Annotated in this window: 21 protein-coding genes and 3 pseudogenes; 4 read left to right on the top strand and 20 right to left on the bottom strand. The window is 69.0% G+C overall.

All coding sequences use genetic code 11. From position 1 onward, the window contains the following. Window positions 1-38: 38 nt before the first annotated feature. Window positions 39-239: pseudogene (locus tag ACN6LD_RS20450) on the bottom strand (short-chain dehydrogenase); the annotation flags it as partial. Here ACN6LD_RS20450 and ACN6LD_RS20445 point away from each other — a divergent pair. Beyond that, a pseudogene (locus ACN6LD_RS20445) lies at window positions 239-901 on the top strand (MmyB family transcriptional regulator); the annotation flags it as partial. The pseudogenes ACN6LD_RS20450 and ACN6LD_RS20445 overlap by 1 nt on opposite strands. Here ACN6LD_RS20445 and ACN6LD_RS20440 read toward each other — a convergent pair. From ACN6LD_RS20440 to ACN6LD_RS20430, 3 genes are all read right to left on the bottom strand, one after another. Then, window positions 820-1,008, bottom strand: coding sequence for a malonate decarboxylase subunit alpha (locus tag ACN6LD_RS20440; RefSeq protein WP_445043940.1), 189 nt, complete (start codon window positions 1,006-1,008; stop codon window positions 820-822). The pseudogene ACN6LD_RS20445 and the gene ACN6LD_RS20440 sit on opposite strands and share 82 nt — an antisense overlap. Before the next feature lie 396 nt (window positions 1,009-1,404). Next, window positions 1,405-2,001 carry an HAAS signaling domain-containing protein gene (locus tag ACN6LD_RS20435; RefSeq protein ID WP_445043921.1) on the bottom strand — a complete coding sequence of 199 codons (597 nt, stop codon included), beginning with the start codon at window positions 1,999-2,001 and terminating at the stop codon, window positions 1,405-1,407. Then, the gene (locus ACN6LD_RS20430; protein WP_319192004.1) at window positions 1,998-2,372 is read right to left on the bottom strand and encodes a PadR family transcriptional regulator; all 375 of its coding nucleotides are present in this window, start codon (window positions 2,370-2,372) and stop codon (window positions 1,998-2,000) included. Before ACN6LD_RS20430 ends, ACN6LD_RS20435 begins: the two co-directional genes overlap by 4 nt. 169 nt (window positions 2,373-2,541) lie before the next feature. Between ACN6LD_RS20430 and ACN6LD_RS20425 the strand changes: the two genes are divergently transcribed. Further along, a complete protein-coding gene (locus ACN6LD_RS20425) occupies window positions 2,542-3,057 on the top strand; it encodes a hypothetical protein (protein ID WP_319192003.1) in 516 nt (171 codons plus the stop codon). Window positions 3,058-3,251: 194 nt separating this feature from the next. Here ACN6LD_RS20425 and ACN6LD_RS20420 read toward each other — a convergent pair whose 3' ends face one another. Then, window positions 3,252-3,668, bottom strand: a complete 417-nt coding sequence (locus ACN6LD_RS20420; protein ID WP_445043920.1) for a hypothetical protein — start codon at window positions 3,666-3,668, stop codon at window positions 3,252-3,254. Between the two features lie 568 nt (window positions 3,669-4,236). Next, window positions 4,237-5,088, bottom strand: a complete 852-nt coding sequence (locus ACN6LD_RS20415; protein WP_319192001.1) for a LysR family transcriptional regulator — start codon at window positions 5,086-5,088, stop codon at window positions 4,237-4,239. A 94-nt stretch (window positions 5,089-5,182) separates the two neighbouring features. Here ACN6LD_RS20415 and ACN6LD_RS20410 point away from each other — a divergent pair, with 94 nt between their 5' ends. Then, window positions 5,183-5,914, top strand: a complete 732-nt coding sequence (locus tag ACN6LD_RS20410; RefSeq protein ID WP_445043919.1) for an SDR family NAD(P)-dependent oxidoreductase — start codon at window positions 5,183-5,185, stop codon at window positions 5,912-5,914. A 170-nt stretch (window positions 5,915-6,084) separates the two neighbouring features. Here ACN6LD_RS20410 and ACN6LD_RS20405 read toward each other — a convergent pair whose 3' ends face one another. Beyond that, window positions 6,085-6,450 (bottom strand): hypothetical protein, encoded by a 366-nt coding sequence (locus ACN6LD_RS20405; protein WP_319191999.1) that lies wholly within the window; start codon window positions 6,448-6,450, stop codon window positions 6,085-6,087. A 222-nt stretch (window positions 6,451-6,672) separates the two neighbouring features. Here ACN6LD_RS20405 and ACN6LD_RS20400 point away from each other — a divergent pair, with 222 nt between their 5' ends. Next, on the top strand, window positions 6,673-7,503 hold the full coding sequence (locus tag ACN6LD_RS20400) for a DUF6585 family protein (RefSeq protein WP_445043939.1): 831 nt from the start codon (window positions 6,673-6,675) through the stop codon (window positions 7,501-7,503). A gap of 123 nt (window positions 7,504-7,626) precedes the next feature. On the opposite strand, the pseudogene ACN6LD_RS20395 reads toward ACN6LD_RS20400, so the two are convergent. The 13 genes and pseudogenes from ACN6LD_RS20395 to iolC form a co-directional block, all read right to left on the bottom strand. Continuing rightward, window positions 7,627-7,818 (bottom strand): annotated as a pseudogene (locus ACN6LD_RS20395) (hypothetical protein); the annotation flags it as partial. A gap of 425 nt (window positions 7,819-8,243) precedes the next feature. Further along, window positions 8,244-9,140, bottom strand: a complete 897-nt coding sequence (locus ACN6LD_RS20390) for an ATP-binding cassette domain-containing protein (protein WP_445043918.1) — start codon at window positions 9,138-9,140, stop codon at window positions 8,244-8,246. Between the two features lie 5 nt (window positions 9,141-9,145). Next, window positions 9,146-10,222 (bottom strand): ABC transporter permease, encoded by a 1,077-nt coding sequence (locus ACN6LD_RS20385; protein ID WP_319191993.1) that lies wholly within the window; start codon window positions 10,220-10,222, stop codon window positions 9,146-9,148. After that, window positions 10,222-11,226: a sugar ABC transporter substrate-binding protein gene (locus ACN6LD_RS20380; protein WP_319191992.1), complete on the bottom strand. Its 1,005-nt coding sequence runs from the start codon at window positions 11,224-11,226 to the stop codon at window positions 10,222-10,224. Before ACN6LD_RS20380 ends, ACN6LD_RS20385 begins: the two co-directional genes overlap by 1 nt. A gap of 457 nt (window positions 11,227-11,683) precedes the next feature. Further along, a complete protein-coding gene (locus tag ACN6LD_RS20375; RefSeq protein WP_319191990.1) occupies window positions 11,684-12,550 on the bottom strand; it encodes a sugar phosphate isomerase/epimerase family protein in 867 nt (288 codons plus the stop codon). After that, window positions 12,547-13,566, bottom strand: a complete 1,020-nt coding sequence (locus tag ACN6LD_RS20370) for a Gfo/Idh/MocA family oxidoreductase (RefSeq protein WP_319191989.1) — start codon at window positions 13,564-13,566, stop codon at window positions 12,547-12,549. Before ACN6LD_RS20370 ends, ACN6LD_RS20375 begins: the two co-directional genes overlap by 4 nt. Before the next feature lie 39 nt (window positions 13,567-13,605). Further along, window positions 13,606-15,033, bottom strand: a complete 1,428-nt coding sequence (locus ACN6LD_RS20365; RefSeq protein ID WP_445043917.1) for a sugar porter family MFS transporter — start codon at window positions 15,031-15,033, stop codon at window positions 13,606-13,608. 10 nt (window positions 15,034-15,043) lie between these two features. Continuing rightward, window positions 15,044-15,994, bottom strand: a complete 951-nt coding sequence (locus ACN6LD_RS20360; protein WP_445043916.1) for a TIM barrel protein — start codon at window positions 15,992-15,994, stop codon at window positions 15,044-15,046. 37 nt (window positions 15,995-16,031) lie between these two features. Then, window positions 16,032-17,522 carry a CoA-acylating methylmalonate-semialdehyde dehydrogenase gene (locus ACN6LD_RS20355; RefSeq protein WP_319191987.1) on the bottom strand — a complete coding sequence of 497 codons (1,491 nt, stop codon included), beginning with the start codon at window positions 17,520-17,522 and terminating at the stop codon, window positions 16,032-16,034. Window positions 17,523-17,534: 12 nt separating this feature from the next. Then, entirely contained in the window at window positions 17,535-19,412 is a 1,878-nt protein-coding gene (gene iolD, locus ACN6LD_RS20350; protein WP_445043915.1) for a 3D-(3,5/4)-trihydroxycyclohexane-1,2-dione acylhydrolase (decyclizing), read from the bottom strand. Further along, window positions 19,409-20,281, bottom strand: coding sequence for a 5-deoxy-glucuronate isomerase (iolB, locus tag ACN6LD_RS20345; protein WP_445043914.1), 873 nt, complete (start codon window positions 20,279-20,281; stop codon window positions 19,409-19,411). Before iolB ends, iolD begins: the two co-directional genes overlap by 4 nt. Further along, a complete protein-coding gene (locus ACN6LD_RS20340) occupies window positions 20,278-21,150 on the bottom strand; it encodes a Cgl0159 family (beta/alpha)8-fold protein (protein WP_445043913.1) in 873 nt (290 codons plus the stop codon). Before ACN6LD_RS20340 ends, iolB begins: the two co-directional genes overlap by 4 nt. Further along, entirely contained in the window at window positions 21,140-22,093 is a 954-nt protein-coding gene (gene iolC, locus ACN6LD_RS20335) for a 5-dehydro-2-deoxygluconokinase (RefSeq protein WP_319191981.1), read from the bottom strand. The genes ACN6LD_RS20340 and iolC overlap by 11 nt, the downstream gene beginning before the upstream one ends. Window positions 22,094-22,142 lie beyond the last annotated feature (49 nt).

Below are 22,142 nucleotides of genomic sequence, written 5' to 3'. Positions count from 1 at the left end.
CGCGGAGGGCGCGGCGCCCCGGCTGGTGCAGCTGTGACTCACCAGGGCAGCGGACCGTCGGCGTCGAAGTAGCCCCCGGTCGGGCCGTTGAGACCGATCTGCGCCATGCGGACGATGATCTCGACGCCCTGCTCGACGGTCTGCATGCCCGTGTTGTCGTTGAGGTCCGTCCTGATGAAGCCGGGCTCGACGGAATTGATCCGCATGTCCGGGAACGCCTTCGCGTATTGCACGGTGAGCCAACCCCTCCGGGCAGGTCGTCGAGGCGCCGGCCCGTGCGCTGCGGCTGTCGGCAGACGAGCGGGCATACCTGTTCGGGCTGGCAGGGCTGATTCCGCCCGGTCCCGACATGGTGCCCAGGCACATCACGCCCAGCATCATGCGGCTGCTGGACCGACTCGTCGACGCACCCGTCGCGGTCTCCGACGCGGCCTTGACGTTGCTGCTGGCCAACCCGATGTACGCGGCGCTGATGGGCGACCCGTCCGGCCTGCGCGGCCTGGAACGCAACGACGCGTGGCGCACCTTCATGGGCGTGCCGACCAGGGTGCTGCATACGCCCGAGGAACGGAGCGCCTGCGAGGTCTGCATGGTCTCCCAGCTGCGGAGGACCGCCGCCCACTATCCGGCGGACCGCCGACTGCGGCACCTGATCGCGGAGTTGCGTGCCGACAGCGAGCGGTTCGCCGAGCTGTGGGACGCGGGTGCCGTGGGACGACTCGAAGCCTGGCACAAGACGATCGAGCATCCGCAGGTGGGCCTGCTGACGCTGGACTGCGACCTGCTCCGGCTGGAGGAGAGCGACCTGTACATCCTCGTCTACTCGGCCGAGCCGGGCACCAGGGCCGCCGAGAAGCTGGAGCTGATCTCGGTGGTCGGCATCCAGAACCTGGTCGAGTAGCGCCACGCGGGCGAGGCGTGGCGGCGGCCTCGCAAATCGTGCCCCCTGTTCGACGCCCCGCCGAAGCCCGACAGCGGGTTCCGCGTCCGTCGGAGGACGACTTCGATCGGTCGGCGGCGAACCTCTCCCGCGTCGTCGAGGCCTCTTCGAGCTCGGAGACTTCACGTCGACGGCGCCGCCGACCCGCTGTTCAAGGCGTTCACCTCCACCGGGCTGGTGCCCGTCCCGCAGCCGGCTGGATTTCCGCGGACGTCGGCGGTCTGACGGCCGTCGGCGTCGGACTCGGCGTCGCCGTGCTGCTGCCGGCGTCGGGGTCATCGCAACCTGTGGTGTGGGGGTGTCGAGTTCGGCGGCTCCTCACGTGCCGGCTGCCTCGTGATCGCGGCGGCTTCGGCAACGATGCTCGGGCCGCAGGCAGTGGACAGGGCCTGTTACCGACAGTGAGCAGCTGTCCCGGGCACGCGCGATGGAGCGTCTGGAATGCGCAGACTGGAGTCGAGGTCTCAGGGGCGGCGCATGCGCCACAGCCATGCCGTCGTGGCGGCCAGCAGGGTGAACATGGTGAGGTTGGCCAAGAAGGCGGGGGTGTCGCCTGCCGGGCCGCCGCTGGAGAGGTTCCAGGTGGCGATGACGGCGGTGGGCAGGACGGCGGTAAGCACTACGCCGGTGGTCTTGTGTACGGCGCTCCAGTGCACTGAGGTGCACAGAAGTACCGCGCCGGTGACGCGGAACAGGACGCCGAACAGAGGGCCCGGCAGGTCGGGGAAGACCATCATGAAGGGCAGCGAGAGGGCGAGCAGCAGCAGCGGGATCAGGGGGTGCACCTTGCCACGCCGGGCAGGCGTTCCGCCACCGTCCCGCGGCGAGGTCCCGGCGGCCCCGTTCCCCGCCTCTGCGAGTGCCGACGCCGCGATCGTGCGGGGGTCGCCCAGCTCCGCCAGGACGTCGCCGATCGCGGCGTCGGGGCGTTCGGCGCGCGTCACGTCGATGTGTTCGGCGAGGTCTGCCAGGAGTTCCTGACGTCGGTCGGCGGAAAGTACGCCGGCCTCGCGCTCGACGGCGCAGAGGTAGTCGCGTACGGGGTCGGCAGAGGTCTTCATGCGGGGTCTCCAGGGGAGGGGTGCGGGGTGGCCAGGAAGGCGTCGACGGCGTTGCGGAAGCCGGGCCAGACGCGGGTGAACTCGTCGAGTGCGGCTCGGCCGCTGTCGGTGAGCGCGTAGTAGCGGCGAGGTGGCCCCGAGGCGGATTCCTGCCAGGTCGTGGTGACCAGGTCGTCGCGGCGGAGCCGGGAGAGCAGCGGGTAGACGGTGCCTTGGCCGGTGGCCAGGGCGCCGGAGTCCTCCAGGGCGTGCAGGAGTTCCACGCCGTAGCGGGGGCGATCCCGCATCAGGGCGAGTACGCAGTACTCCAGGACGCCCTTGCGGAGCTGGGCGGCTGCCCGAGCCTGCTTGGTCGAATCACCTGGTTCCATGCAATGCAAGATACCTGGTGGGGCGAGCAGACTGGACAGGGGCTCTGCGAAGACCGGGACGTAGACGCGTCCTCAGCGCTGCGAGGCCTGTTGCCCCTGCGGGCGCCGTTATGGGGTTTCCAAGGGAATCAGGCTGCGGCCGCGTGGCATCAGCAGGCAGCATGGCGGCATGCCGGATCTGCTGTGGGACAACGTCAAGGACTTCTTCGACCCGGACCTGATGGGCGCCCTGCCGGACGTGTGTGTGGAGGGTGCCTCGATCGAGGATTGGCAGTCGGTGTTTGACCTGGTCCGGTCCTGCGGCTGGGTGTGGGAGTACCGGGACGGCGATGTCCTGATGCCGTTGCCCTCGGCGGAGGCGGTGTTGTCGCGTCCTGCGGATGCGGACACGGTCGCGCTGCGGGTGTGGCCTGTTGCGGACGTATGGGTGAACTTTTGGCCGATGTCGCCGGGTGAGATCGATTTCGATGTCGACCTTCGGGAACTGCAGGGCCAAGAGGGGGTGGACATCCTGTGCGGCTTCTTGGACTCGATCGGGCGTCTGCTGGGCAAGCCCGTGCGGATGACCGCGGCAGGCGACGGGGGAAACCCCGTGCTGGGGTTCGATCCTGCGGCAGACCGCGTGGTGTTGCTCTCAGAACCCCGTGGAGTTCAATCGCCGGCCGCTGCGGGCCGGGGATCGTAGAAGGGGTCGTCGCGGAGCATGGCGAACAGGACGCCGAACCGGCGTCTGGCCAGGCAGAGGAGTGCTCGGGTAGGCGCTTGCCTTGGCTGTTCCGCGACGTCGTGGGCCGGGTCCTCGGCGACCGGCGAGGCCTACCAACGCCCCACTCGCCACAAGGACGGCACCGAGTCTCGGCTCACAGAGTGACGGCGGACTCAGGGCCCGCGCTGGTCCAGGACACGGTCTCGGTATGCACGCCAGCCATCGAACGCCGACTGGGCGGAGTCCGCGGTGAGGAAGTCTCCCGACCCGGTGTCGAAGGCCCGTGCTTTCAACGCATCGGCGAATGCGAGGGCAGCGTGCGCTGCTGCCCCGCCGCTGCCGTGGATGAAGAGGCCGACTCCGGCGACCGGCGCGTCGTCAGCCTCGTTGACCGGAATGCTGATGGAGAAGCCCGGACCCTCGTAGTCGCCCCAACCGCCCTCCGAGTAGTCGATGCCCGGCAGCACCTCTGCAAGGACAGCCCGAACGTCGCGACCTGAGCCCAGACTCGGTGGCTCCCAGCCGTCGGCGATCTCGTCCACTGCCCCCGCATCGGAGGGAAACCGCATGATGAAAATGTCCCAGCTCATCCGGGCAAGGTACGCGCCAGCAGTGACAATGCCCTTCGCCGAAGCAGGCCCGCCCGGCCGGCGGCCTGTGCACGACGAGGTGAGTACCTGTTTGGTCGGAGTACGTCGTTCAGGCCCAGGTCAGTTCGACGACCCGGCGACGGGCAGGACGATGAAGCCGGAGAGGTTCCTTTGCGCGGCCGACCGTCTTGATCGTGAGCCGAGGTGGTTCTTTTCCCATGTGGCGAGCAGGGCGGTGCCATCGGTGTTGCGGGTGAAGGTCTGCGGTGCCCAGGACGCCTCTGTCCGTGGGGGCTGTGCCGCAACCGCCGTACCGGTCGCCCGCCGGGGCGGTCACGGTCGGCCTTCCCGCCCGGTAGGTCGGCGATCTCCACCCTACGGAGTGTGTACGCCCGTTGAGCTTTGGAAGGGACGGCCGGCCAGGACTGCACGGGGCTGCTCAACGAGTGATGTAGATCGTGAAGTAGCAGGTCGCAGGGCTGGTGTGGGTCGGTGTCGGGGTGTTCACGCTGGTCGTGGGCGGGTGACTTCGGTGGAGATCGTCGGTCAGCGGGCGACTCCCCGTCCGTCAGGAGAGACGTGTCGCAGTCCGGACAAGGTCGGCGACGGCTCTGGACCGACTGTGCGGTGGCCAGGCGATCACCGTGGTGACCGCCGGCGCGTCCAGCACGGGCACGGCGGCGAGGTCATCGTGCAGCTGGGCTCGGCACGACTCCGGTGAGACTGCGCAAGCACGGCCGAGCGCGACGAGCTGCAACAACTGCGCATGGTCGCGGACTTGGGGGCCGGGGCCCGGCGGGTAGGCGCCGTCGGAGTCGGGCCAGCGTGGCAGGGGCAGGCCCGGCAGCTCGGTGATGTCGGCCATGTGCACATGGGCCCGGGCGGTGAGCGGATGGCCGGCCGGCAGGACCACGACCTGGCCCTCCGTGCTGAGCTCCTCGGTGTGGAACCCTGCCGTCGAGTCGAACGGCCGGTGCAGCAGCGCCACGTCGGCCCGGCCCTCGCGCAGGAGTCGTTGCTGCTCGGCCGGCCCGCACAGGATGACGTCGATGGGCACCGCGTCGGGTTCGGCGGCGTACGCGTCGAGCAGTTCTGCCAGTAGTTCGCGGGACGCGCTGGCTTTCGTGACCAGGGCCAGGCCGGGACGGCCGGTCGCGGCAAGGGCGGCACGGCGGGTCCGGCGTTCAGCGGCGTCGACCGCGTCGAGCGCTGCCCGGCCCTCGACCAACAGCACCGCGCCGGCCTCGGTCAGCGTGACGGTGCGGCTGGTCCGATCCAACAGCACTGCCCCGAGTCGGCGTTCGAACTGCTGGATCGCCCGGGACAAAGGCGGCTGTGCGATCCCGAGCCGTTGCGCGGCGCGCCCGAAGTGCAGCTCTTCAGCGACAGCGACGAAATAGCGCAGTTCCCGGGTCTCCATACGGCCACGTTACTCCGGATCCATACCTGGAAGGTATCGTTGACAACCCGATCGGTGTTGGACCCCCGCCGGGCTCAGCGGCAGCATCGTCCCTATGAACGAACGGACGATTGCGCTGGTCACCGGCGCGAACAAGGGAATTGGCTACGAGATCGCTGTGGGCCTGGGAGCCCTCGGCTGGAGCGTCGGCGTCGGCGCCCGCGACGACCAGCGCCGTAAGGCCGCGGTGGAAAGACTGCGCGCAGCGGGCATCGACGCGTTCGGCGTACCGCTGGACGTGACCGACGATGCGAGCGCGACCGCCGCCGCACGGCTGATCGAGGAACAGGACGGCCGCCTCGACGTGCTCGTCAACAACGCCGCCATCACCGGCGGCATGCCGCAGGAGCCCACCCGAGTCGATCCCGCCACCATCCGGACGGTCGTGGAGACCAACGTGATAGGCGTCGTCCGCGTCACCAACGCGATGATGCCGCTGCTGCGCCGCTCAGCGTCACCACGGATCGTGAACATGTCCAGCTCGGTCGGCTCCCTCACCCGGCAGTCAGGACCAGCTGCTGAGCAGAGGACGGGTCCGATAGCTGTGGCGTACGCGCCGTCGAAGACGTTCCTGAATGCTGTCACCCTCCAGTACGCCCGGGAACTGAGCGGGACGAACATCCTGATCAACGCCGGCTGCCCCGGCTACGTCGCGACCGATCTCAACGGCTTCCGCGGTGTGCGCAGCCCCGAACAGGGCGCGGCGATCGCCATCAAACTCGCGACCTTGCCTGACGACGGCCCGACCGGCGAGTTCTTCGAAGACGCCGGCGTGGTGCCCTGGTGATGTGCCCGGCGGCCATCGCCCGCCGGGCACATGGCACTTCACCGCAGGTGGCAGGTGGCAGGTGCCCGGTCACGGGCCCGGTCCCGAGGAAGAACCGGTGGAGAGGGCGGGACCGGCACCCGAACCGTGTCACGCCGCTCTCGCTGTCGGCAGTGTGCGCCGGTCGCCACTCAGCCGTCGTGTCGGGCCGTGGAGAGCAGCCACTGCCAGCGTCGGCGCTCCGTGACGAGGGTGGTGGCCACGAGGAGGGACACCAGAACTGCCGCGTAGGCGGGCCATACCGCCCACGCGGCGATCGTGGCAGCGGCGAGCTGGAGCAGCACCAGCAGGACGGTGACCGCGCCGGGAACGGGAACGATCACCTGTTTCTTGTCCCCGGGGGTGGAGAAAACGGTCGGCAAGCCGACCAGTATCACCACAGCCGCGACGGCGAGCAGCCATGAGTACGTGGACAAGGCCCACGCAGTGGTCACCCAGGCGACGAGTTCAGCGGCGAAGCGCAGGACGGAGGCGATGCGGTCGTCGGGCTTCTCCATGAACACGCTCCAAGCTGCGTCGGCCAACAGCGGGAGAGCGTACGACACGTCCCCCGTCACCGGAGCCCGACCGGCGGCTGGGTCATGGGCACTGTCCGCCCCGAGAGACCACATTCGTCTACCGGATTTCAGCCAGACACTCTAGCATTGCGATGACATTCGGGATCGTCAACTCACCTTGTTGACAGGCCTGTTGCGGCACAGCAGTGCGCGGTGGGAGTGATGATGGCGGCCAGAAACCTTTGGGACGAGATTCCGGCGACCGTGCCGGGCGCGGCGGCGCGGCGGCAGTTGGGCGCCGCCCGATACGCGTTTCGCTCAAAGACCAGTTCGGTGGCCTGGTGGGGCTCGTTCATGCTCCTCCTGGTCACGGCGTTCTGCGTGATGATGGTCTTCGTCATCAGTGGTGAGAGTGAGTGGACGAACGCGATCCTCTTCATCATCCTCGGCGGGTGTACCTTCCTCGGGGCGATCTCCGTCCCGTTGGCGGCACGGTTCAGACCTGTCGCTTGGTGTGCCGTTTTCGAGAACGGCGTCGTCTACCAGTACGGTTCGCAGCCACCGATCGCAGGCGCCTGGGACGAGATCACCGGATGTCAGCGACACGCGACGGACCTCGTACGCAACGGGGTCAAAATGTCCACCACTCATTCCGTGTACGTACAGATGCCGGTCGGCAACTTCATGGTGTCGGGTGACACGCCCGGCGCGCAGGAAATCGGCTCCCTGATCGCGAACGGCTGGTCCGCGGTCCAGAACCGGATCGCGGAAGAGGATGCCACGGCTCGAATGGCCGAACTCGCCGAGTTGTTGGAGACCGGGGGGCGAGTGGCGTTCGGGCCGTTCACGGTGAGCCTGGCCGGACTCGAGCACGCGGGAACTGTCCTCGACTGGAAGAGGATCAGCGAGGTGGAGCTGATGGGATCGACCGTCTGCGTAGTGGTCACCGGTGAGCGTAAGCCGGTCCGGGAGCCGGTATCGGGCGTGCCGGACGCCGTCCTCTTCCTCACCGTGTCGGACGCCTTGCGGCGGGCTGCGCGGCAGACCGGCTGAGCGATAGAGCCTTTCCCGACCGGCACCAGTCAACGTCGAGCCAGGCCCATGGACCTGTCGCCGCTCGGCGGCCGTCTCGGCGCGCTGCTTCGGGATCACCGAGAAGACGTTGCGGACGAAATGCACGCGGCAGCGCTGGGGGCGGCTCAGATATGGACGTTGCCGATGGCGGCGACCAGGCAGGCCGAGGCGCTGGTCGCAGACGAGGAGGCGGACCCCGTTCGGGCCGCGTGGCCGGTGAGGCTGGTGAGGCGGGTGACGATGACGACGGCGAGCCTTCCGTCGAGGTCGCCGCAGATCCGGGAGGCCCCGCACTTGGAGACGCCGGCGTCCGAACCGAGGGCTTTGACCAGGCCGTCGACGCTGCGGGTAGCCCCGCCATGGGCCTGCGGTCCTCCAGGGGCGACGCGGTGGCCGATCCGGGGCGCATATCGGCTGAGAACGGCTACACCACTTCGAGGGACGGACGCTGTCTGCCCTTTCGGCAGGAGGCGCGAGTGCAGCGGGACTCCGAACACTCGGGGGCGGTCTCACGGAGACCGCCCCTCGATCGTGCGACAACGCCGTATGCAGTGACAGTGGCGTTCGGCTGCTCGGCGTCGGCGGCGCCAGTTCGGCCAGCTCGGCGTGCGCTGTCGGCTCCGGTGTCCGCTCAGGTGCGGGGGCCTGGCACGACAAGCCGCCAGGCGCGGCCTTCGCCGACCGCTGTCATTTCACATCATTCGAAGTCCGGACGGACCTTACGCCGTTCCTGACCGGGTGAGGTCCTTCTCCTTCGGGAGCTCGTTCACGTCCACCCCGCGCACTTGGGCCAACTCGTGTTTCAGTGCTGCGAGTTCGGTGCCGCCGGCCATGTGGTTGGTGAGTTCTTCGAGGCTGACCTGGTCGCGGGAGGCGGTGAGCTCCATGGTGCCCAGGCGCAGGACGCTGAAGTGGTCGCCGACCATGTAGGCGTGGTGCGGGTTGTGGGTGATGAAGATGACGCCGAGGCCGCGGTCGCGGGCGGCGGCGATGTACTTCAGGACCACACCGGACTGCTTGACGCCGAGGGCGGCGGTGGGCTCGTCCAGGATCAGCACCCGTGCGCCGAAGTGGACGGCGCGGGCGATGGCGACGCACTGGCGCTGGCCGCCGGAGAGCGTGCCGATGGGCTGTTCGAGGTCGTCGAGGACGATGCCCATGTTGCGCAGTTCCTGGTCGGCGGTCTTCTTCATCTTCTCGATGTCGAGGCGGCGCACGGGCCAGGGGCCCTTGGTGAGTTCGGAGCCGAGGAAGAAGTTGCGCCAGACCGGCATCAGGGGCACGGTGGCGAGGTCCTGGTAGACGGTGGCGATGCCCTTGTCGAGGGCTTCGCGGGGTGTGGAGAAGTGTACGGGGCGCCCGTCGACGAGGAATTCGCCCTCGGTGTGCCGGTGCAGGCCGGAGACGATCTTGATGAGGGTGGACTTGCCGGCGCCGTTGTCGCCGAGGACACAGGTCACCTGGCCCGGGCGGACGGCGAGATCCACGCCGTGCAGGGCACGGATGTTGCCGTAGGACTTGCCGGCGTTGCGTAGTTCGACGAGTGGACTGTCACCGCTCTCGGGGGCCGTGTCCGCGAGGACGGCGCCGTGCGTGCCGGTTCCGTCGGTGGTCATGGGGGTCACCTCCGGGTGGCCGTGCGCTGGACCCACAGATTGATGAGGACGGCGCCGAGGAGCATCACGCCGAGGAAGGCCTTGAACCAGTCGGGATTCCAGCCCGCGTAGACGATGCCCTGCTGCACCATGCCGAACATGAACGCGCCGAAGACCGGGCCGATGGCGCTGCCGGCGCCGCCGGTCAGCAGACAGCCGCCGATCACGGCCGCGGAGATGTAGATCAGCTCCTGGCCGACGCCCTCGCCGGACTGGACGGTGTTGAACGTGAACAGCTGGTGCATGCCGACGAACCAGGCGCCGAAGCCGACCAGCATGAAGAGGGAGATCTTCGTGAAGGTCACCGGCACGCCGACCGCGCGGGCGCTCTGCTTGTTGCCGCCGACCGCGAAGATCCAGTTGCCGTACTTCGTGCGCAGCAGGATCCAGGTCGCCAGCGCCGCGAACACCAGCCAGTACACGATGGTGATCTTGACCTGCACGCCGCCGACGTCGAAGGACGAGGCGAAGACCTTCTTCGCCTGGCCGAAGCCGTCCATGTCGCTGATGTCGTCGGTCGCCACGTTGGTGGTCACCAGCTTCGTCACCGCGAGGTTGACGCCCTGGAGTATGAGGAACGTGCCCAGGGTGATCAGGAAGCTCGGCAGCCCGGTCCTGACCACCAGCCAGCCGTTGAGGAAACCCACACCCAGAGACACCGCCAGGGCGACGATCACCCCCACCCACACGTTCGCACTCAGCTGGTAGCTGAGCATGGACGCGGTGAGCGCCGAGGCGATCACCGCGACACCGGCCGACAGATCGAACTCGCCGCCGATCATCAGCAGCGCCACCGGCAACGCCATGATCCCGATGGTCGACGACTGGTAGAGGATGTTCGCCATCGAACTGCCGTCACGCACCGCGGGCGCGGAGACGAGGAAGAACAGGTAGACGGCCATGGCGCCGAGGAAGACCCCGACCTCGGGGCGGGCCAACAGCGACACGATCAGGGAGCGTTGCCCGGTCCGGCCGTCGGTCTGCTGCGGGCCGGGGGCCGGCGGTGTGGTCACCGCCGGCTCGGCCTGGTGGGTCATGCTCATCACCGGGTGCCCTTCGCGGCGAAGCCGGCGACTGCGTCCGCGTTGTCCTTGGTGATGAAGGCGGGCCCGGTGAGCACGGGAGCCTCGCCGCCTCCGCTGACGTTGCCGTTGGTCCTGTAGAGCCACAGGGCGTCGACGGAGAGGTAGCCCTGGAGGTAGGGCTGCTGGTCGACGGCGAACTCGACCGTGCCGTTCTGGACGGCCTTGACGAGGTCCTTGTTGAGGTCGAAGGTCGCGACCTTGGCCTTCGTGCCCGCGTCGGACAGTGACTGCACGGCCGTCAGCGCGAACGGGGCGCCGAGGGTGACCACCTGGTCGATGGAGGAGTCCGCCTTGAGCTTGGCGGTGATCGTCGACTTCACGGAGGGCATGTCGGTGCCGTTGACGTAGAGGATGTCGGTCTTGCCGCTGAACCCCTTCTTCAGACCGGCGCAACGGGCTTCCAGAGCCACCTGACCCTGTTCCTGGATGACGCACAGGGCGTGCTTCGCGCCCAACTGGTTGAGCCGTTCGCCGAAGGCCTGGCCGGCGATGTTCTCGTCCTGGCCGAAGTATTCGAGCATGCCGAGCTTCTTCCAGTCATCGACGCCGGAGTTGAAGCCGACGACCGGGATGCCCGCCGCTTTCGCCTTGGCGATCACGTCCTTCATGGCGTCGGGCTTCGCGGCGGTGAGTGCGATGCCGTCGACCTTCTGGTCGATGGCGTTCTGCACGAGGTTGGCCTGGTTGCCGGCGCTGGGGTCGCTGGAGTAGACGAGCTTGATGTTGTCCTTCGCGGCGGCGGCTTCGGCGCCCTTGCGGATGAGGTCCCAGAACGTGTCGCCGGGGGCGGCGTGGGTGACCAGGGCGACGGTCATCCGGGGGGTCGTGGCCTTGCCCGCAGCGGCCGCGGATGTGCCTTCCTCGGACTTCTTGCCTCCGGAGCTGCTGGAGCAGCCGGTGGCGAGCAGGACGCCGGTGACGGCGACTACGGCCAGGGTGGTGGCTCGGTGGTGTCTGTGCATGTCCCTTGCACCTCACTGTGCTGGTCAGGATGGCCAATGGCTTGTGCCGGATGGCTGTGAACCGCTTCGGGGGTGGCCGGGCCGGTGGGTTCGGCCGTTGGTGGCGGAGCGGTCCGGTGACGGCTGTTTTCGTGGTGGAGATCCGGGCCGGCGGTCCGCGACGGTGATCGGGTGATGTGTCCCGGGTCCTGCCGTCATGGTGCTGGCGGAGGAGGCGCGTTCCGCGCCCCGGGGGCGCGGGAGCGTGTGCGGCGGTCGTGGTGCGAACCGCCTGTCGCCTCGTACTAGTGCGCTTGAGTAGCGCGCTCTAGTAGCTCGTACTATGGCCTCAGCCGCAGAGGGTGTCAATAAGCTTGTCCGGACGTATCGACATAGTTCTCGGTCCGTTGCGTGGAGCCGCCGGGGCCGCGGCGCAGGGGCGTCGCTCCGCAGCCCCGAGGACAGTCGGAAGCGGCTGTCAGCCGGTCAGTTCCTTGGTGATGCGGTCCAGCATGAACGCGGAGGAATCATGAGCGCGCTCCTCCCAGGCGAAGACGCAGGCGGTGGCGACCCCGTCGAAGTCCAGCTCACGCAGGGTGCCGAAGAAGGCGTCCCAGTCCACCTCGCCCTGGCCGATGTCGAGGTGCTGGTGGATCCGGGCGGTGGTGCCCGGCGGGTTGAGGATGTAGCGCAGACCTGAGGACCCCTTGTGGTTGAAGGAGTCGGCGATGTGCACGTGTTGCAGCTTGTCGCCGGCGTAGCGCATCATCGCCGCGATGTCCGCGGTCGGGTCGGCGCCGGAGAGATGGAAGGAGTGCGGGGCGCAGTACAGGTAGTTCACCCAGGGCTTGTTGACGGCCCGCACCAGGTCGACTGCCGGAGTGTTCTCCTCGCAGAAGTCGTCCGGGTGCGCCTCCAGGTTGAGCGAGATGCCCTCCCGCTCGAAGACGGGCAGCAGTTCCTCCATCGAGCGCCAGAACGAGGCCTCGCTCTCGGCGGCGCGTTCGGGTCGTCCGTTGAACTCGGAGTTCATCAACGGGCATCCCAGGGCGGCCGTGATCTGGATCATCCGCTTCCAGTAGCGCACGGAGGCCTGCCGCTCGGCCTCGTCGGGCGAGGACCACTTGTAGAGGGGGAGAACGGAGGCGAGCTGTACGCCGTGCGTGCGCAACGAGGTCTTCAGCTGTGCGATCCGTTCGTCGTCCGCCCGCGGATGCAGGAAGAACGGCATGAAGTCGTCGCGGGGCGACAACTCGATGTACTCGTAGCCCAGCTCGGCGACGGTGCGCACCATCTCCTCGATGGGCAGGGCGCGGAACATGTACGGGTCGATGGCGATCTTCATGCTGTGCCTCCGTAGAGAGCGGGCCGGGGCTTGATGTCGACGGAGACGACCGTTCCGCCGGCCTCCAGGGAGCGCACGGCGGCGTCGGTGATGACGGTGGCGGCGTAGCCGTCCCAGGCTGAGGGGCCGGTGGGCTCGCCCCCGGATGCCACCGAGGCGATCCACTCACGGAACTCCGTGTCGAAGGCTTCCGCGAAGCGGTCCTTCCAGTCCTGGAGTACGGCCGTGGAGTGACCGCCGGCCGTGCGGACGCCGACCGCGGCGGGCTCGGGCAGTCGGACGAGGCCCTCCTCGGCGACTGTCTCGCACTGGATGTCGTAGCCGTAACGACAGTTGACGAAGACCTCGAGGTCGATGCGTATTCCCTGAGCGGTCTCGAAGTACATCAGTTGTGGGTCTTTCAGGTGGGCGAACCGGTTGCCGGTGGCGCGCGGGGTGATCACCTGAGCGGAGACGATCTCGTCGTCCAGCAGCCAGCGCAGGACGTCGATCTCGTGGACGGCCGTGTCCTGGGCTGCCATCGCGGAGGTGTACGCCTCCGGTACGTCGGGGTTGCGGTGGGCGCAGTGCACGATCAGCGGGGCGCCGATGGAGCCGGAGGAGATGACCTTCTTCATCTGCCGGTAGCCGGTGTCGTAGCGGCGCATGAAGCCGACCTGGACCAGCTTGCGGCCGTGGGCGCGCTCGGCCTCGACGATGCGCAGACAGTCCTCGGCGGTGGTGGCGAGCGGCTTCTCGCAGAAGACGGGCTTGCCCGCGGCGATCGCGTTCAGGACGTGCTCGGCGTGGGTGGGCCCCCAGGAGGTGACCAGGACGGCGTCCACCTCTGCGGATGCGATGAGTTCGGCTCCGCTCGGGAGGACAGCGGCGCCCAGAGGAGCAGCCACCTCGGCTGCGCGATCTCGGTCGATGTCGGTCACGGCGGTGACGGTGGCCGCGGTGACGACGTCGGTGAGGCGTCGTATGTGGTCCTGGCCGATCATTCCGGTGCCGATGACACCTACACGTACGGTCATGTCGATTCCTTCGAGCAAGGGGGGAGAAGCAAAGAGCGGTCAGGAGTATCGGGAGCGGAGTTCGGCTTCGAGGGCTTCGAGGGAGCGCCCTCGGGTCTCGGGGACGTACCGCTTGACGAAGGCGAGGGAGAGGAGACCCGCCACCACGAACAGGAAGAAGGTGTTGGACACCCCGATGCCGTCGACGAGGGACGGGAAGACCAGTCCGATCAGGAAGTTGGTCAGCCACAGCACCACCGCGGCGACGCCCATGCCGAAGCCGCGCATCCGCATGGGGAAGATCTCCGAGAGCATCAGCCAGGTGACCGGTGAGATGGCGCCCTGCTGGAACGCCAGGAAGGTCACTGTCATGGCGAGCACCGCGTAGGCGCGCGTGTCGCCGGCGGGCAGCGTCACGGAGAAGACCCCGATGAGCAACAGCGCGACGGTGGTGCCCGCCTGACCGGTCATCAGCATCGGGCGTCGGTCCGCCCGGCCCAGCAGCCAGATCCCGGCGAAGGTCGCCGCGACGGAGATGACGCCGTTGGCGATGTTCGCCGTGAGGGCGCCGTCGGACGTGAAGCCGGCGTCGGTGAGGATCTGGGTGCCGTAGTACATGATCGTGTTGACGCCGGTGATCTGCTGCACGATGGCGATGCCGAAGCCGACGAGCATCAGCCGGCGCACCCAGGGCGTGGACCTCATGTCCTGCCGGCCGCCCAGCTTCTCCTGCTCTTCCCTCACGGCGAGGGCGGACACCTCGCTCAGCTCGGCCTCGGCCCGCTGCCGGGAGCGCACCTGCTTGAGCACGGCGAGTGCTTCCGCGAAGCGGGTCCCGGAGGCGAGCCAGCGAGGGCTCTCGGGCATGACCAGCATGCCGGACCAGAGCACCACGGCCGGGACGGTGGCCAGGACGAGCATCCAGCGCCAGACGCCGCCGGACTCGCCGCCGGCCCGGGCGATGAGCGCGTTGGAGGTGAAGGCCAGCAGTTGTCCGCTGACGATCATCAGCTCGTTGCGGGTGACCAGCGCGCCGCGCCGCTCGGCGGGCGAGATCTCCGCGAGGTACACGGGCACGGTCACCGAGGCGCCGCCGACCGCGAGACCGAGAACGAAGCGCGCCCCGACCATGACCGCGGTGCTCGGCGCGAACGTGCAGCCGAGTGCCCCGACGAAGAACACCACGGCGAGGACGAGGATCGTACGGCGACGCCCGCGCGCGTCCGACATCCGCCCGCCGACCACGGCCCCGAGGGCCGCGCCGAGCAGGAGCGAGCTGGTGACCAGGCCCTCGGTGAAAGGTGTCAGGCCCAGATCGTCGGTCATGTAGGGCAGCGCGCCGTTGATGACGCCGGTGTCGTAGCCGAAGAGCAGCCCGCCGAAGGTGGCGATGAGGGTGATGAGCCGCAGCCGACGGGACACGGCCTTCGGCGTGTCGTCGACGTCCGGGGTCGCAGCAGCCGTTGCCGCGTCGTCCCTGACGTGCATAGCGGACCTCCTACCGGTGGCGGTGCGGGCGGCGGGTTTCTGTCAGCCCGCAGTCGGCCAGATGCTCACGGGTGCTGACCGCGATGGGCAGCGGCACCTCGGGGGCGCACGGATAGAGGTCCTGCTCGACGATCACGAACAACTCGGCGTCGAGCCGCGCCAGTTCCGTCACCACTTCGGCCGGGTTCGGCACACCCGCTGGAGGCGACACACAGACGCCGCGCCTGACCGCCTCGCCGAAGGACAGCTCCTCGGCTGCGACCTGGGCGAGGATCTCCGGATCCATCTGCTTGATGTGTACATAGCCGACGCGCTCGCCGTACCGGCGGATCAGGTCCAGGTTGTCGCCGCCGCCGTAGGCGACGTGCCCGGTGTCGAGGCAGAGGTTGGTGTAGCGGCTGTCGGACTCGTTGAGCAGCCTCTCGATCTCCGGCTGGGTCTGGATGTGGCTGTCGGCGTGCGGATGGACGACGAGCCGGATGTCGTACTCGTCCAGCAGGAGCTTGCCCAGCCGGTCGGCGGCCCGGCCGAAGCCTGCCCACTGCGGGGCCGTCAGCACAGACGACTCGGTGTACGCGCCGCTCTTCTCGTCCCGGTACATCGGCGGGATGAGCACGAGGTGGTGGGCGCCGGCGGCCGCGGTCAGGGCGGCGACCTGACGGACGTGCGCGAGCATCTCGTCCCAGGCCTCGGGCCGGTGCAGCGCGCCGAACGCGGTGCCCCCGGAGACCTGGAGCCCGCGAGCGTCCAGTTCCTCCTTGAGCCGCTGAGGATCAGTGGGGAGGTAGCCGTACGGGCCGAGTTCGAGCCACTCGTAGCCGGCCAGCACGAGCTCGTCGAGGAAGCGCGTGGGCGGAACCTGATGGTCGTCCTCGGCGAACCAGACGCCCCAGGAGTCGGGGGCCGAGCCCAGGCACAGGTTGCCCGCAGTCGTGCGGAGCGGGGATGGCGCCGTTGCCATGGTGAGTCCTTTGCGGTGAGGGACGGGAGACGTCGAATCAGTCGGAGGTGGGGAAGTCGAAGCCGGCGACGGTGCGCTGGGCGCGCTGGGGCCAGCGGGTGGTGACGACCTTGGGCCGGGTGTAGAAGCGGATGCCTTCGGCGCCGTGGATGGGGTGGTCGCCGATGAGGGAGTCCTTCCAGCCGCCGAAGGAGTAGTAGGACATCGGGACGGGCACCGGGACGTTGATGCCGATCATTCCGACCTTGACGCCCCGCTGGAAGCGGCGGGCCGCCTCGCCGGAAGCGGTGAAGAGCGCGGTGCCGTTGCCGTAGGGGTTGGCGTTGATCAGGTCGATCGCCTCGTCGAGGGTCTCGGCGCGGACGATCGCGAGCACCGGGCCGAAGAGCTCTTCCCTGTAGGCGTCCATCTCGGCGGTGACATGGTCGAGGAGGGAGGGGCCGGTGAAGAAGCCTCCTTCGTGACCGTCGACCTTCAGCCCGCGGCCGTCCACGACGACGGTGGCGCCCTGCGTACGGGCGGTGGTCACGGCGTTCTCGACGCGCTCCTGGGCGGCCCTGGTGATGAGGGGACCCATGTCGGTGCCGGGGCGGTCGCCGGGACCGACGTTGACCTCCCGGGCCTTGCCTTCGAGGATCGCGACCAGTCGGTCCGCGGCGTCGCCGACGGCGACGGCGACGGAGAGCGCCATGCAGCGTTCTCCCGCGGAGCCGTAGGCGCCTGCGGTGATGTGGTCGGCGGCGAACTCCAGGTCGGCGTCGGGCAGGACCACGGCGTGGTTCTTCGCGCCGCCGAGTGCCTGGACGCGCTTGCCGTGCGACGTCGCCTGTTCGTGCACGTACCTGGCGATCGTGGTCGACCCGACGAAGGAGACCGCCTCGATGCCGGGATGGGCGAGGACGGCGTCGACGGCGTCCTTGCCTCCGTGCACCACGTTGAAGACGCCGTCGGGCAGTCCGGCCTGCTGGTAGAGCGCGGCGACGAAGTTCGCGGCGGAGGGGTCGCGTTCGCTCGGCTTCAGGATGAAGGTGTTGCCGGTGGCGATGGCGATGGGGTGCATCCACAGCGGGACCATGGCGGGGAAGTTGAACGGGGTGATGCCGGCGACGACGCCGAGCGGCTGGCGGAAGTTGTGGACGTCGACGCCGCGCGAGACCTGGTCGGAGAAGCTGCCCTTCAGCACGTCGCCGAGGCCGCAGGCGAACTCGACGATCTCACGGCCGCGGGTGATCTCGCCGCGGGCGTCGTCGACGGTCTTGCCGTGCTCGGCGGAGATGATCCGGCCGAGTTCCTCCTCGTGCTCGACAAGGAGCTGGCGGAAGGCGAACATCACCTGCGTGCGCTGAGTGAGGGACGACTCCGACCATGTCTCGAAAGCGGCTGCGGCGGCGGTGACGGCGGCGTCGACTTCGGTGGCGCCTCCGACCGAGACGCGAGCGCGCTCAGTGCCGGTGGCCGGAGCGAACACCGGCGCCGTGTCGGTGCCGCGGGTCTCGGCGCCGTCGATCCAGTGGGGAATGAGATGCACGGGTAGGTGTCCTTACAGGTAGTGACGCTGTGTCTGCTTGTGGGTGACGTAGGTGCCGCGGGCCGCACGGGTGGTGTCGAGGGCGGACACCTCGCTGACGGGGACGTCCCACCAGCCGTGACCGGGCGGGTTCGGACCGTAGAGGTCGGTCTCGACATGGACGACCGTGGTGCGGGTGGCCGCTTTGGCCTTCTCCATGGCCGCACGGAACTCGTCCACGGACACGGCGTGCAGGACGTCGGCGCCGAGGGAGGAGGCGTTCGCCGCGAGGTCGACGGGCAGGACGTCGCCGTCGAGGTGGCCCGAGTCGCCGTCGCGGAAGCGGTACTTGGTGCCGAAGCGCTGCGATCCCAGTGATTCGGAGAGGGCGCCGATGGAGGCGAAGCCGTGGTTCTGGACAAGGACGATGACGACCTTCAGGCCTTCGGAGACCATGGTGACGATCTCCTGGGCCATCATCAGGTAGGACCCGTCACCGACGAGGACGACGACTTCACGCGTGGGATCGGCCATCTTCGCGCCGAGGCCGGCGGCCACCTCGTAGCCCATGCAGGAGTAGGCGTACTCGACGTGGTAGGCCTTGGGGTCGCGGGCCCGCCACAGCTGCTGAAGATCGCCGGGCATCGAACCTGCGGCATTGATGACCACCGCACGGTCGTCCAGCACCTCGTTGAGCGCGCCCAGGATCTCCGTCTGGGCCGGCAGCGGGCCGTGGCCGATGTCGAAGCAGCGGTCCTCGATCTCCCGTGTTCGGGCGACGAGCTCACGCGTGCGGCGCCGGTACGCCTCCCCGACCTCCCAGTCGGACAGCGCCCCGGCCAGGGTCTGGATACCCAGGCGGGCGTCGGCGACGAGCGGCTCGGCAGAGTGCTTGACGGCGTCGAGTCGGGCGACGTTGAGGTTGACGAAGGTGACGTCCGGGTTGGCGAAGACGGTGTGACTGGCGGTCGTGAAGTCGCTGTAACGGGTGCCGACGCCGAGGACGACGTCGGCTTCCCTCGCCAGCTCGTTCGCGGCGTGGGAGCCGGTGGAGCCGATGCCGCCGACCGAGCAGGGATGGTCCCAGGGAACCGCGCCCTTGCCGGCGTGGGTGTCGGCCACCGGGATGCCGGTGCCCTCGGCGAAGGCCCGCAGGGCGGTTTCGGCACCTGAGTACACGGCCCCGCCTCCCACCACGATCAGCGGCCTCCGCGCACTCCGCAGCAGCCGTGCGGCCCGCTCCACGGCAGCGGGCTCCGGTACCGGGCGGCCCACGTGCCACACCCGGCGTCGGAAGAAGGGGACCGGCCAGTCGAAAGCCTCGGCCTGCACGTCCTGCGGCAGGGCGAGGGTGACGGCGCCCGTTTCCACCGGGTCGGTCAGCACCCGCATGGCCGCCAGTGCGGCCGGGATGAGCTGCTCGGGCCGTGAGACGCGGTCGAAGTACTTGGACACGGCGCGGAAGGCGTCGTTGACCGTGACGTCCCCGGCGCGGGAGTCTTCCAGCTGCTGGAGCACCGGGTCGGCGACGCGGGTGGCGAACATGTCGGACGGCAGGAGCAGCACCGGCAGCCGGTTGGTCGTCGCCAGGGCGGCGCCGGTGAGCATGTTGGTGGAGCCTGGACCGGTGGAGGCGGTGCAGGCGAAGGCGGCCAGTCTGTCGCGCATCTTGGCGTAGGCCACGGACGCGTGGACCATGCCCTGCTCGTTGCGAGCCAGGTAGTAAGGCAGGTCGGCTTCGCCGGTGGTGGCGGCTTGGAGCAGTGCCTGCCCGATCCCGGCCACGTTCCCGTGCCCGAAGATGCCCCACACCCCGGGGATCAGCCGCTGCTCCTGGCCGTCGCGTTCGCTGTACTGGTTCGCGAGGAAGCGGACGAGGGCCTGAGCGGTGGTGAGTCGGACGGTGTTCATTGCGCGTTCGGTCCTTCGAACGGAAGCCGGTCGTCGATGTCCTGCGTGGCCCAGGTGGCACGGACCCAGCCGTGGGCGGGGTCGTCGCAGATCAGCCAGGCACGGTCCTGTCCCGGACCCGCCATGACGTTGAGGTAGTAGAGGTCGTAGCCGGGCGCGGCGATCGACGGGCCGTGCCAGCCGTGCGGGATCAGGACGGTGTCCCCGGAGCGGACCTCGGCGAGCACGTCGATCGGCCGCTCGGGCGTGCCGTAGACGCGCTGGTAGCCGAAGCCGTTCTCGCCCGAGACCTCGAAGTAGTAGATCTCCTCGAGCGCGGACTCGACTCCGGGCCGGTCCTCGTCATGCTTGTGCGGCGGGTACGAGGACCAGTTGCCGCCTGGAGTGAGGACCTCGCACACCAGCAACTGCTCGGCCTCGAACTGGCCCGGCAGGCAGTAGTTGTCGACCTGCCGTGAGCATGCGCCCGCACCCCGCAGCTCGACCTCCACGTCCTCCTTGCGGCCGTACCGGGCGGGGAGGCCGCCGCGCCCGGCACGGGCGGAGGGCAGCGCGAACGTTCCGCCCGACGTGCTGCTGATCAGGGCCTGCGAACCGGGGGGCAGATACGCGAAGTCGGTGACCGAGTCGAACACACCCGTCCGGCCCTCCAACAGGAAGCTCTGTCCGTCGACCGTGACCGTGCAGCCGCCGGTCAGGGGCAATACCAGGAACTCGGAATCACCGGTGGACAGCGGATGCGCCGGTCCGGGCTCCAGGGTCAGGATTCTGAGGCCGGAGTATCCCCAGCCCGCTGATTCCGGCGTCACCACGAGGTCGTAGGAGCCGTCGCCCGATGTTCCCTTCGGCAGGTGGAAGGCGCTGCTCACAGTAGGCTCACCGCCCTGTCCACCGCGCCTGCGACGTCGTCGTCGTAGGGGTAGAGGAGGGAGCGCCCGACCACCAGGCCTTGTGCGGTCGGATGCTTGAGAGCCCTGCCCCATGAGGCGAAGGCCGCGTCCGCCTCCTTGACCTCACCGCCCAGCAGAAGCGTCGGCAGTGTCGAGGCGGACAGCACCCGTTCCATGCCGTCCACGACCGGCAGCTTCAGCCAGGTATAGGCGGTGCGCCGGCCGAGTCCCGCAGCGATGGTCACGGACGTGACGACTGCTTCGGTGGTGAGGTCGTTGCGGATTCTGCCGTCCTGCCACCGTGAGAGGAACGGCTCGATCATGGCTATGAGTCGACGGTCGTTCAGCTCGTCTGCGGCGTGCGCGGTGTTCTCCAGGGCGGAAGGCGTCGCCGGGTCGTCGAGTGCGATACGGGTGAGCATCTTGCCGCCGTCGAAACCCATGGCGGTGATCGTCTCGGCGTCGTAGCCGGTGAAGCGGTCGTCGATCTCGAAGACCGAACCCGCGAGGCCGGCCCGGTTCATCGAGCCGAAGACGCTCTTGCCGTCGAGGACCCCGAGCAGGAGCAGATCCTCCAGGATGTCGGCGGTGCCCAGCACCCCTGTCACTCCCGGCCGTTCGAGCGCGGTGCACAGCCTGTCCAGGAGTTCGAAGCGATCGGCCATGGCGTGGGGGTCGCTGCCGACGCCGTTGGCGCCGCGCGCCGGATGGTCGGCGGCGATGATCATCGCCTTGCCGTGCACGCCGAACAGGGAGGTCGCCTTCACCCGGCGGGCGGCGGCGGCCGCGATGGCTCCGGGGTCGCCCACCCGGGTGGTCACGATGTGGTTGACGTTGTCAGACAGCACGGGGCACCTCACGCAGCGTGGCTTCGACCTCGGACCGGGTGGGCATGGCATCGGAGCAGGACAACCGGCCCGCGACGATCGCGCCGGCCGCGTTGGCGAAGGACACCGCCCGGTGCGTGTCCCACCCCGACAGCAGTCCGTGGCACAGGGCCCCGCCGAAGGCGTCACCGGCGCCCAGGCCGTTGACGACGTTCACCGGCACCGGCGCGACCTCCACGGCCACTCCGTCCCGGCCCATGGCCAGCACGCCCTTCGGGCCCTGCTTGACCACCGCCAGTTCGACTCCGGCAGCGAGGAGCGCCCTGGCCGCGTCGCGCGGCTCACGCTCTCCGGTTGCCACCTCGCACTCGTCGATGTTGCCGACCGCGACCGTCGCGTAGCGCAGTGCCTCGGCGTAGAGCTTGCGTGCGGCGGCGGGCTCGGCCCAGAACATCGGCCGCCAGTCCAGATCGAGGACCGTCACCCCGGACCTGCCGCGGTGCGACAGCGCTGCGAGCGTGGCCGAACGGCTCGGCTCCTCGCTGAGACCGGTTCCCGTCACCCAGAACACGGAAGCCTCGCGCACCGCCGGCAGATCCAGTTCCTGGGCGCTGATGTCCAGGTCAGGAGCCTTGGGGAGCCGGTAGAAATACAGCGGGAAATCGTCCGGCGGGAAGATCTCGCAGAAGGTGACCGGCGTCGGAGCCACATCCGACACCCCTACGAAGCGGGCGTCCACGCCGTACCCCTCCAGGGCGGTCCGCACGAAAGCGCCGAACGGATCCCGCCCCGTCTTCGTGACCACCGCGGACGACCGGCCGTACCGGGCTGCGGCCACCGCCACATTCGTCGGGCTCCCGCCCAGATACTTGGCGAACGAGGTCACCTCGGCCAGCCCCACCCCTGTCTGAAGCGGGTACACGTCCACTCCCACACGGCCCATGGTCAGTACTTCGAACGGCATCGCCGGTCTTCCCTTCACTCCGGAGACACCCGGAGACACCGGGAGGTCC

Source organism: Streptomyces sp. SAS_272, from assembly GCF_052543235.1.
Note: the sequence above shows the minus strand (reverse complement) of the source record. Positions and strands in the feature narration are given on the sequence as shown.